At 56.5% G+C, this 9173-nt stretch carries 6 protein-coding genes; 2 read left to right on the forward strand and 4 right to left on the reverse strand.

Going from position 1 to position 9173, the window contains the following annotated elements:
• Nucleotides 1-5: 5 nt before the first annotated feature.
• From Enr10x_RS03195 to Enr10x_RS03205, 3 genes are all read right to left on the reverse strand, one after another.
• The gene (locus tag Enr10x_RS03195) at nt 6-851 is read right to left on the reverse strand and encodes a DsrE family protein (RefSeq protein WP_145103953.1); all 846 of its coding nucleotides are present in this window, start codon (nt 849-851) and stop codon (nt 6-8) included.
• A 305-nt stretch (nt 852-1156) separates the two neighbouring features.
• Complete coding sequence (locus tag Enr10x_RS03200; protein ID WP_145448123.1) at nt 1157-2581, reverse strand: polysaccharide biosynthesis protein; 1425 nt, start codon at nt 2579-2581, stop codon at nt 1157-1159.
• A gap of 37 nt (nt 2582-2618) precedes the next feature.
• Nucleotides 2619-3830, reverse strand: a complete 1212-nt coding sequence (locus tag Enr10x_RS03205; protein ID WP_145103957.1) for a hypothetical protein — start codon at nt 3828-3830, stop codon at nt 2619-2621.
• Nucleotides 3831-3975: 145 nt separating this feature from the next.
• Here Enr10x_RS03205 and Enr10x_RS03210 point away from each other — a divergent pair, with 145 nt between their 5' ends.
• Entirely contained in the window at nt 3976-5385 is a 1410-nt protein-coding gene (locus Enr10x_RS03210; protein WP_145448124.1) for a hypothetical protein, read from the forward strand.
• Between the two features lie 1022 nt (nt 5386-6407).
• On the opposite strand, the gene Enr10x_RS03215 is transcribed toward Enr10x_RS03210, so the two are convergent.
• Complete coding sequence (locus Enr10x_RS03215; RefSeq protein ID WP_145103961.1) at nt 6408-7622, reverse strand: sialidase family protein; 1215 nt, start codon at nt 7620-7622, stop codon at nt 6408-6410.
• Between the two features lie 176 nt (nt 7623-7798).
• On the opposite strand from Enr10x_RS03215, the gene Enr10x_RS03220 reads away from it, so the two are divergent.
• Complete coding sequence (locus Enr10x_RS03220) at nt 7799-8896, forward strand: cellulase family glycosylhydrolase (protein WP_145103963.1); 1098 nt, start codon at nt 7799-7801, stop codon at nt 8894-8896.
• Nucleotides 8897-9173 lie beyond the last annotated feature (277 nt).

Consider the following 9173-nt stretch of genomic DNA (forward strand, 5'->3'; position numbering starts at 1 on the left):
TTGATTTAATGCGACTGTTCTGTTTTTTGTAGCACCGGTCCTGCCTGATCCTGACGGACCTGCCGCAGCTGAGTGAGCAGTTCGACGATTTTCTCGTGGATTTCCTCCGTCTCATTGACGACCAGCGCGTGGCACTGGGGGACGAACGTCATCGCGGGGTTGCTGCTGGTCTGATAAGGGGCTGGGGCGGGAGCGGGTCTTCGCAGTTCGAGTTCCTGTGCAGACCAGCGCTGCTTGCGGGCCCGGAGTTGTAACTGGCACCCAATCAGAATCGCATTTTGAATGGCCAGAAATTCCTTTTCCGAACTGCACAGATCGCCGACCGGGTAGATCCGCGTTTTCATGTGACGATCGACTTCTGCCTGCGTGGTGATCTTGAGAACTTCCTGGTCAATTTCATAGGCCATTCCCAGTGGCTCCAGAATGATTTTCAATGCCGATTTGAGAGATACCCCACGCAGAGAAACATTAACGGGTTCCTCGGCAGTGATTCCCAGTTCTTTCAAAGCTGATCCTGAGACAAAGATATTAATGCCATGCTGCTTCTGGATTTCCTGAAGTGCCTTCATAAGAGGAACGTCAGGAAAGTCGACTGTCGTATCGTTTTTGAGCGCATCCTGGAGATGTTGCGCGCGGGGATTCAGTTTCGGGTAGAATGGCTGTTTGATCTGAATCGCCTGCCGCACGACAGGGGGTTGCTTTTGCTGAACGGTGAATTTAACGGGCCAGTCGCCTGTGAGGATGGCTGGCTGACCCGGTATGACCGGCTTGTCTGTAGCGTGGGCGGGGATCAGTGAGGTCGTACCATAAAACAACAGACAAACGAATGTGCCAGTCAACAGGTCTCGCATGGCAGACTCCTTCAGTGCATGAGCAAGAATAGATGAACCCGACCAGACGCGCGTAGGGATCAGCGTCAGTTGAATCGGATGAGTTTCCGTAGAGAATGTCTCCGTCTCGAAACCAAAAGCAGCTGGCCCGACAGAAACGAATTTGCAATCAATGGACTCAATCAGATGTAGAAATGAAATGGTATAAACTTGAGACCATCAGAGATGATTTATATGAAACCATGTATATCAATCGATGGTAAACGGCTGAATTCTATCTGTCAACTTTTTTTTCGAGCAAAGCAGCAAATCGTCGACGCTCCCGGTCACAGCTGCTTTCCCGTGAACCGTTTCAGGATCAGCAAAAATCCAGGGATGGTCAGTACAACGCCGGTGAGCAGAAATCCCCAGCCGGCACCCACCGGTCCCCAGGTTTTTCCGAGGTACCAGACCAGGCCGCCGGTGATGAGTTGCGAGGCGGTATTGAGGAATAGAAACGGTTCCTGTTTGAAGGGGCGGATATAGGCCATTACACACTGAGCGATATGAATCGGAATCAGGGCGAGTGTCAGCAGAACTGTCGGGTAGAGGGGGAGAATACGATGCTGCAGTTTCTGGACCAGGTCCCACAGGGGTTCCAGGATCTCCCAACCGGCGGGGAGCGTAGTTCCCTGGAGCAGTTGCAGGACCCAGACGATCAGACAGAACAGGGTGCCCCCGGCGATGAGTACCCGCATCGAAACCTGGGACAGCCTGCGGAAGACGCGATTGAATTCCCGGAGGTCATTTTGTGCCACCAGTGAACCGAACAGCGGCGCGCGGGTCAGCATCCAGGAATAGGCGGCCATCTGCAGGGTCAGCAGTGCGGTCCAGGTCAGACCGAGCCGGCCGGCAACTTCGGGGCCCTGGTATTCGAACATCAGAGGGATCACGAAGGAACTGGTGAAATAGGTCGCCATCGCCTGGATTGCCAGCTTCCAGTGCAGGGGCCAGACCTCTTCCGACCAGTTGACGCCGGGCCCAGAGCGAGCCGGGAGCAGGGAGGCAAAAAAGCGTCGATAGCGCACGCTGATCAGCCAGAGTTCCCAGAACAGGCGGACGGCACAAATCGCGACACTGGTCCAGAGACCTGCGCCGCTGGAAATCGCAGCCCAGACCACGAGTGTGCCCGTCACACTTTGAAAGGCACGATACCGGTTTGTCACGGAGACCTGGTCACAGCCATCCAGGAGTGTCAGGCAGGGGGTGGCGACGAGGGTCAGGGCGGTGAGTCCCACGATACAGAACCAGGGGCCCTGCCAGTGGACTCCGTCTGCGGGTTGGGACTGAAAGAACCAGTAGCCCGCGATGCCAATTCCTCCGACGAAGAAGAGGCCGGCAATCGTGTACCATTTCAGGACCAGCTTCGCCAGACTGCGGAGTCGGGCGAGCGCTGCTGCATCGCCGGTGAGATAACCCTGTTCGTCCAGTTCCAGCTTCGACCATTCATGACTGGCCAGGTAGAGGGTCACGACCTGCATGCCCATTTCGACGAAGGTCTGCAGTGCGACCAGTGCCCCGAAGGTGTAGTAATAGCCCTGGAGTTCGCTGGAGAAAAAGGCGACGATCAGCAGCATCGTGACCGGGCCCGAGACGAACTGCCAGCCTCGACTGACCAGCGCATAGAAGACGGCCCGGTTGACTTCCATCCGGTTGAGCAGACGTCGGGGCCAGCTGCGCTGTTGTGGTTGAGGTTCCCGCTGTTCGGTCATAAAGGGCTGTCAATTCTGTTCGTTCGATTCTGGCGTCTCAACCGGTCGTTTGATTCAGTTTCGCTTGGGCGTCTGTCAGTGCAGCTGCGCCTGTCTGCAGGTCCGCTTGATTCCCGGCGATTAACAGGACGCTGGCCAGACGCGGGCATTGTCCGTCGATCCGATCCGGGGAGGTCGCCTGCAGTCGATTGCCGGCCGGTCCCTGAGACGCAACACATCTTAACCAGTTTGAAAAGTCGATACCATACGACTCTTTCCAGGGGAAATGCAGCCACCTGGCGACCTCATCTGCCGCCAGGAAACGCTGAAAACCGAGCGCGAGGCGGCCCATGGTATATCGTGCGTTCAGATCCTGAAGCGGTCGGAACCGCATTTCTCCGTCTGCTGTACGATACTGCATGGCGTCGATACCCAATGCTCCCACATAGCCTGCCTGTTGCACGGCCCGTGCGACGCGCTGGGCCACTTCGAGAGCGGGCTGCCATTCCTGGAGCGTTGACTCATCGACGTGAATGCGGCTGCCGCGATACTGTCCCCGCGCGTCATTGAGCAACATCGCCAGACCGACGAACGTGGGTTCTCCTGCATGCGGGATCTCCAGTTGAAGGCCGGCTTCACTGATGCGTTCGACCCAGGGTTCCAGGAACAGGGGTTGTCCTTGCGCCAGGCGTTTGGCGGCCCAGCTGCGGATCGGTTCGATCAGTTGATTGCCGCGTCCATACATTCGTTCGCGAGCCGACATGCTGAAGTTGGCTTTGAGCACCCAGGCAGAGTCAGCCGAGTCGGGGAGTGCTTTCAGTGTCTGTTCCAGCGATGTCAGATCCTCGACCTGACAGCTGCCGGGCAGGGCGATTCCCCATTCCGTTTCCAGTTGAAATGAGAAAGCACGGGCATTGACGGTGCGGACGGCGGTCAGGTCTGGCGCCCTGACAGAGAAACCTTTCGAATGTGCCAGCTGTGACATTGCGGCCGACCAGCCCCAGGGAACGAAAGTCAGGGAGCGGGCTGTGTCCGGAGCGGGCCAGTCGGAGGCGAAGTGGACGTGGGGGAAGCCGGAGGCCTGTAACTGTGCTGAGAACTCCTCGGGCACGGAGGCGGGGAGATAAATCTGATCGTCATCTTCCGCCAGACCAAGCCAGCAACTGGCCAGGCTCGACGTGAGTGAGGAGGCTGCGCCTGTCGCCGTGCCGTAAGCTGCGCTGGCGAGCTGATGTTCGAAATCAAAATTGCCGTAAAAGAAACGAGGCATAAGGCAGACAGTGCGACGGGCGCGGAAAGGGAATTTCTCGGCAGAAGTTGTGAATCGGGGTTGAGCAGACGAATCAAAAATCTGTTATACTATCTGCTTCCATCCTAAACTATCCTCACACTCAAAAACTCAGGAAAGTCAGCTGATGTCTCCCTTACATGTGCCCCGCCTGATTGTTGTCTGTCTGTTTGCATTGCTCATCCTCGTTGCCCCGGTTGCTGCGGGAGACTCTGCGAAACAGACGCCGCAGCAGACCTTACAAGTTGCGTCGTTTGCGATTGATATCACGCCCCCCATTGGTCATCCGCTCTGTTACGGACATATTTCGCCGGCGAAAAAAGTGGTGGATCCGTTGAGTGCCCGGGGAATGATTCTGCTGGGCGCTGATAAGCCGATCGTCCTGCTGGCGTTGGACTGGGTGGGCGCGAACAACGGTGCGCAGGATGAGTGGAAGAAACAGCTGTCCGCAGCTCTGGGAACGACGCCCGATCACTGTGCCGTGCATTGTCTGCATCAGCATGACGCGCCGGGCGTGGACATCTCGGCGAATCAGCGGCTGAAAGAGAACGGCCTGGATGGGGTGATGTATCAGGAAGCGTATCTGCAAGACGTGATGCAGCGTACGATTGAGGCGGCACAGCAGAGTCTGAAACAGGCCCGGCCCGTGACGCATGTGGGGACCGGCAAAGGAAAAGTGAAACAGTTCGCCTCGAACCGTCGGATACTGGGGCCGGACGGGAACGTGAAGATCGTGCGTTTCAGTTCCTCGCGGAACAAGGCCGCGATTGCGGCTCCGGAGGGGACCATCGATCCGTTCGTCCGTCTGCTCAGCCTGTGGAACGGAGACGAGCCGCTGGTGGTGCTCAGTTATTACGCGACGCATCCACAAAGTTATTATGGTCGGGGCGGAATCAGCTGTGACACGGTGGGTCTGGCCCGGGGACTGAATGAAAAGCAGCTGCCCGGCGTATTGCAGATCCACTTTGATGGCGCCGGTGGCAACATTGGGGCGGGGAAGTATAATAATGGTGATCCGGAGAATCGTCCGTTGCTGGCACAACGGCTGGCGGACGGCATGCAGCAGGCCTGGCTGACGACAAAGAAAACCCCTGTGACCGCGAAGGATGTGAGCTGGAAAGTCAAACCGGTGCTGCTGCCCCTGAGGGATATTTTAGATGAAGAGAAGCTGACAGCGATTCTGAAGGATCCCAAAGCCCGGGTGACCGAACGCATTCGCGCGGCCCGCGATCTGGATTACCTGAAGCGGACGCAGGCCGGGACCACGATCGACATCACGCGGCTGAAGATTGGCCCGGCCCAGGTCATTCACATGCCGGGCGAGCTGTTTGTGGAATATCAGCTGGCGGCGCAGAAAATGGCCCTCGATGATTTTGTCTGCATGGCCGCCTATGGAGATCAGGGCCCCGGTTATATTGGGACGACGATCGCTTATGAACAGGGAGGCTATGAAACCGGTCGGGTTTCGCGGACCGCTCCCGAAGTGGAAGGGACGCTGATGCAGACGTTGAAGGAACTGGTGGCGGGGCAGGAGTAGGCGCGGTTTCACGATCACTGTTGGCGAGCCAACAGTGCCACCCTGTCGGTTAATAATTTTTGGGTGGCCCCGAATGTAATTCGGGGTTGTCGAAGACAACAGGAAATTGACAGAGAGAGGCAGTGATTTAGAGCAAAACTGACGACTGTGATGACTTGGTAAGAATCGGTTTCTTTTTTTGTAAGATTTCCTGGCAGTTTCCTGCTCGCTGCGCTCGGCCCGAATTGCATTCGGGCCCACCCGATAAAGTGGGAGGCATTCATCTGATATGCACTGTCGGTCAAGCCGAGCAGTGGCACACGGCGGGCGGACACGTGGGTCCGCGCCCTAGATTTTTGGGTCGGTGCGCTGGTTCTGGATTGTAGGGTTGAGCTGCGACTTCCTGTTGCCTGCGGCAATATCGGATTGCATCCGATACCACCCCCCATAACGGTTTTTCAGGTTTATGCGTCGGGTGGCACCGTTGGCTTGCCCAACGGTGAGGGAAAAATCTCTCAAGTGCCCTGGCAATTCAGGCCTGCCCATTTGGGTATGAGTTGATCTGATATGCACTGTCGGGCAAGCCGAGCAGTGGCACACGGCGGGCGGACACATGGGTCCGCACGCTACATTTTTGGGTTGGTGCGCTGGTTCTGGATTGTAGGGTTGAGCTGCGACCTCCTGTTGCCTGCGGCAATATCGGATTGCATCCGATACCACCCCCCATAACGGTTTTTCAGGTTTATGCGTCGGGTGGCACCGTTGGCTTGCCCAACGGTGATCGAAAAATCTCTCAAATGCCCCAACGTTCGGCACTACCCTTTTGAGTTTGAGTTGTTGATCTGATATGCACTGTCGGGTAAGCCGAGCAGTGGCACACGGCGGGCGGACACATGGGTCCGCGCCCTGGATTTTTGGGTCGGTGCGCTGGTTCTGGATTGTGGGGTTGAACTGCGACCTCCTGTTGCCTGCGGCAATATCGGATTGCATTCGATCGTTGTTTGACGATCACTGTTGGCGAGCCAACAGTGCCACCCTGTCGCCTATTTGGTTCTGGAAGGTCGGGACCATTTGATGCGGGAGGTGTAGACGCGGTTGTTGCTGCCGTATTTTTCGATGCCGATCGGCTGCATCCACTCGGCGACCACGACCCAGGTTTCAGAGGGGCTGATGTTGACGACGGCAAAGTTGCCCATGCGGGCCCCTTTTTCAGGGACAATGATCCGTTCGGTCTTGCGTTTAACGCGGAGGGTCTGCGGATCGACTTCCGCCATGAACAGCGGCGCCCGGTGCCGGAAGACGTGATCGTTGTTCGCGCCGCGACGGGTGTAGACCAGGAAGAGTCCGTCGCTGTGCGTGACCCAGTGTTGCTGCGTGTTGTAATTTCCCAGCTCCTGCCCGTCATCGAATTTCCAGACGACCGGCTCTGAATAGTTCAAACCGTCATCGCTGACGGAGACGTAGCCTTTGTCGTCATTCCGCATCGTCAGGTAATACTTCTGTTGAAATTTCGTGATGGAAGGTTCATAAAGGCCCCGTTTGACCGGCACTGTATGTGTGCTGCCATGCTTTTTGTACGTTAGTTTTTCGCCGTCAAAGTCACAGAGGACCACGGTGGTGCTGTACTGCTTCTCTGCTTTGGGTTTGAAGTAAACGGGGAGCAGGATGGTGCCATCTTTCAGATCCCAGCGCTGGGCGGAGCCGGCGCCGCAGTCTTCAAAGCGGGGTTCGTCAGGCATGCTCATTGTCGTCCAGTCGGACCAGGTGTGATCCTGCTGATTGTAAACCGAGTAGGCGACGCTCCGCTTGCGGACGTGCATGACTTTATTGTGTTCATAGCGAACCGAGTGGCCGGTGCCGAGCAGCTTTTTCGTCTTCGCGTGCCAGCCGGGGGTGAAATCGCAGATGGCGATCTCGCGCGTATCGGAGAGTCGGCGGCGGGCCAGTGTGTCGTGTTTCATGGGGCCGACCCAGTGTTCGCCGTCACTGGTCCGCATTTCATTCAGGGCATAAAACACATCCGAACCGGTGAGCAGCAGCTTCTGCATCGTGAGCACTACCGTCGCCGGGAAGTCGCCCTCCTGGGGAATGGCGCCGGCGCGGGCCTGGACCCAGCAGGTCTTGCCGTCAAAGCCTTCCCGCACGGTTCGCAGGTCGACTTCGTAGGTCAGTGTTGAGGCAGCGTCGTCTGCTGCGAGGGCGGTCAGATCGATGAAGAGCAGACTCAGAACGAGACAGACCGGGATGCACAGTTTCATGGATGACCTCTTTGCAGGAATAAATGATAAGTCCTTTTACGATACGCAGAATGGGGGGCTGTCTCAATAGCAGAGCGGGAAACCTCTCGGGCCGGTTGTTGAATTTTTTAAATCACACGTTTTACAATGGCGGTCAGTAGATCGTTTCTTTTCACTCCTGTTTCCGGAGTAAGACCATGTGTGTGCGCTCGCTATCGGTTGTCTGTTGTCTGTTGTGTGCTTCGCTGCTGTCGGCGGCGGAACTGGAGTGGATTCAGGTCAGTGCGGATGGAAAATCGTTCGTGACGGCAGAGTCACACCAGCGGTTTGTTCCCTGGGGCTTCAATTACGATCACGACCGGGACGGCCGGTTGCTGGAAGATTACTGGAACAAAGAGTGGTCGGCGATCGAAGACGACTTCAAAGAGATGAAACAGCTGGGCGCGAATGTGGTGCGGATTCACATTCAGTTCGGGAAGTTCATGTCGGCCCCCGATCAGCCACGCGCGGAGGCACTCAAAAAACTGGGTGATCTACTGACGCTTGCCGAACGCACGGGACTTTACATCGATCTGACCGGTCTGGGCTGTTATCACAAACAGGATGTTCCGCCCTGGTATGATGCACTCAACGATCAACAGCGGTGGGAGGCCCAGACGCATTTCTGGTCTGCGGTGGCAAAGCAGTGTGCCGGGAGTCCGGCGATTTTCTGTTATGACCTGATGAATGAACCGGTGGTGCACGGGGGTAAGAAAAAAGGAACGGACTGGCTGGGCCCTGGATTTGCGGGCAAGCATTTCGTGCAGCGGATTACGCTCAGTCCGGACGAACGGACGCGACCTGAAATAGCAGCCGCGTGGATCAAAACGCTGGTCGAGGCGATTCACAAACAGGACGCGCGGCACCTGATTACCGTCGGAATGGTTCCCTGGAGCCTGGAACGGAAGGGGCTGCAGTCCGGTTTTGTGCCGGAGAAGGTGAGCGAGCATCTGGATTTCATTTGCGTGCATTTGTATCCCGAAAAGGGCAAGCTGAAGGAGGCGTTAGAGACGCTCAAAGGCTTTGATATCGGCAAGCCGCTGGTGATTGAAGAGACGTTCCCGCTGAAAAGTTCGCCTGAGGAGTTCGAACAGTTCATGCAGGAGTCTCGTCAATATGCTGACGGCTGGATCGGCTTTTACTGGGGGAAGCCGTTGAAAGAATATCAGCAGGGGAAAACGATCGGCGATGCGATCATGGCCCGCTGGCTGGAGTTCTTTAAAGAGAACGGACCCCGGTTTAAAGAGGTGCAGTAATGTTGTTCTGGTGAATTGAAGACGCGAGATTCACTTGTAATTGATCAGAGAGGGTGAGTGTAATACAAGCACTGTTGGCAAGCCAACAGTGCCACCCGACACGTTCAAGGAAAGAGCACCCGGCTTCCTGTCGTCCTCAGGGTGTAAGAGAGTTTGAATTCCGTTCGCCTGGCTTCTCTGTCAGCTTCCTGTTGTCTTCGACAACCCCGAATTGCATTCGGGGGTACCCGATAAAGTGGGAGGCAATCATCTGATAGGCACTGTCGGGCAAGCCGAG

The sequence above is a fragment of the Gimesia panareensis genome (assembly GCF_007748155.1).
Taxonomy (GTDB): domain Bacteria; phylum Planctomycetota; class Planctomycetia; order Planctomycetales; family Planctomycetaceae; genus Gimesia; species Gimesia panareensis.

Coding starts and splice junctions, on each gene's coding strand:
- Enr10x_RS03195 (WP_145103953.1), bottom strand. CDS start 851: ATGCGAGACCTGTTGACTGGCACATTCGTTTGTCTGTTGTTTTATGGT.
- Enr10x_RS03205 (WP_145103957.1), bottom strand. CDS start 3,830: ATGCCTCGTTTCTTTTACGGCAATTTTGATTTCGAACATCAGCTCGCC.
- Enr10x_RS03215 (WP_145103961.1), bottom strand. CDS start 7,622: ATGAAACTGTGCATCCCGGTCTGTCTCGTTCTGAGTCTGCTCTTCATC.
- Enr10x_RS03200 (WP_145448123.1), bottom strand. CDS start 2,581: ATGACCGAACAGCGGGAACCTCAACCACAACAGCGCAGCTGGCCCCGA.
- Enr10x_RS03220 (WP_145103963.1), top strand. CDS start 7,799: ATGTGTGTGCGCTCGCTATCGGTTGTCTGTTGTCTGTTGTGTGCTTCG.
- Enr10x_RS03210 (WP_145448124.1), top strand. CDS start 3,976: ATGTCTCCCTTACATGTGCCCCGCCTGATTGTTGTCTGTCTGTTTGCA.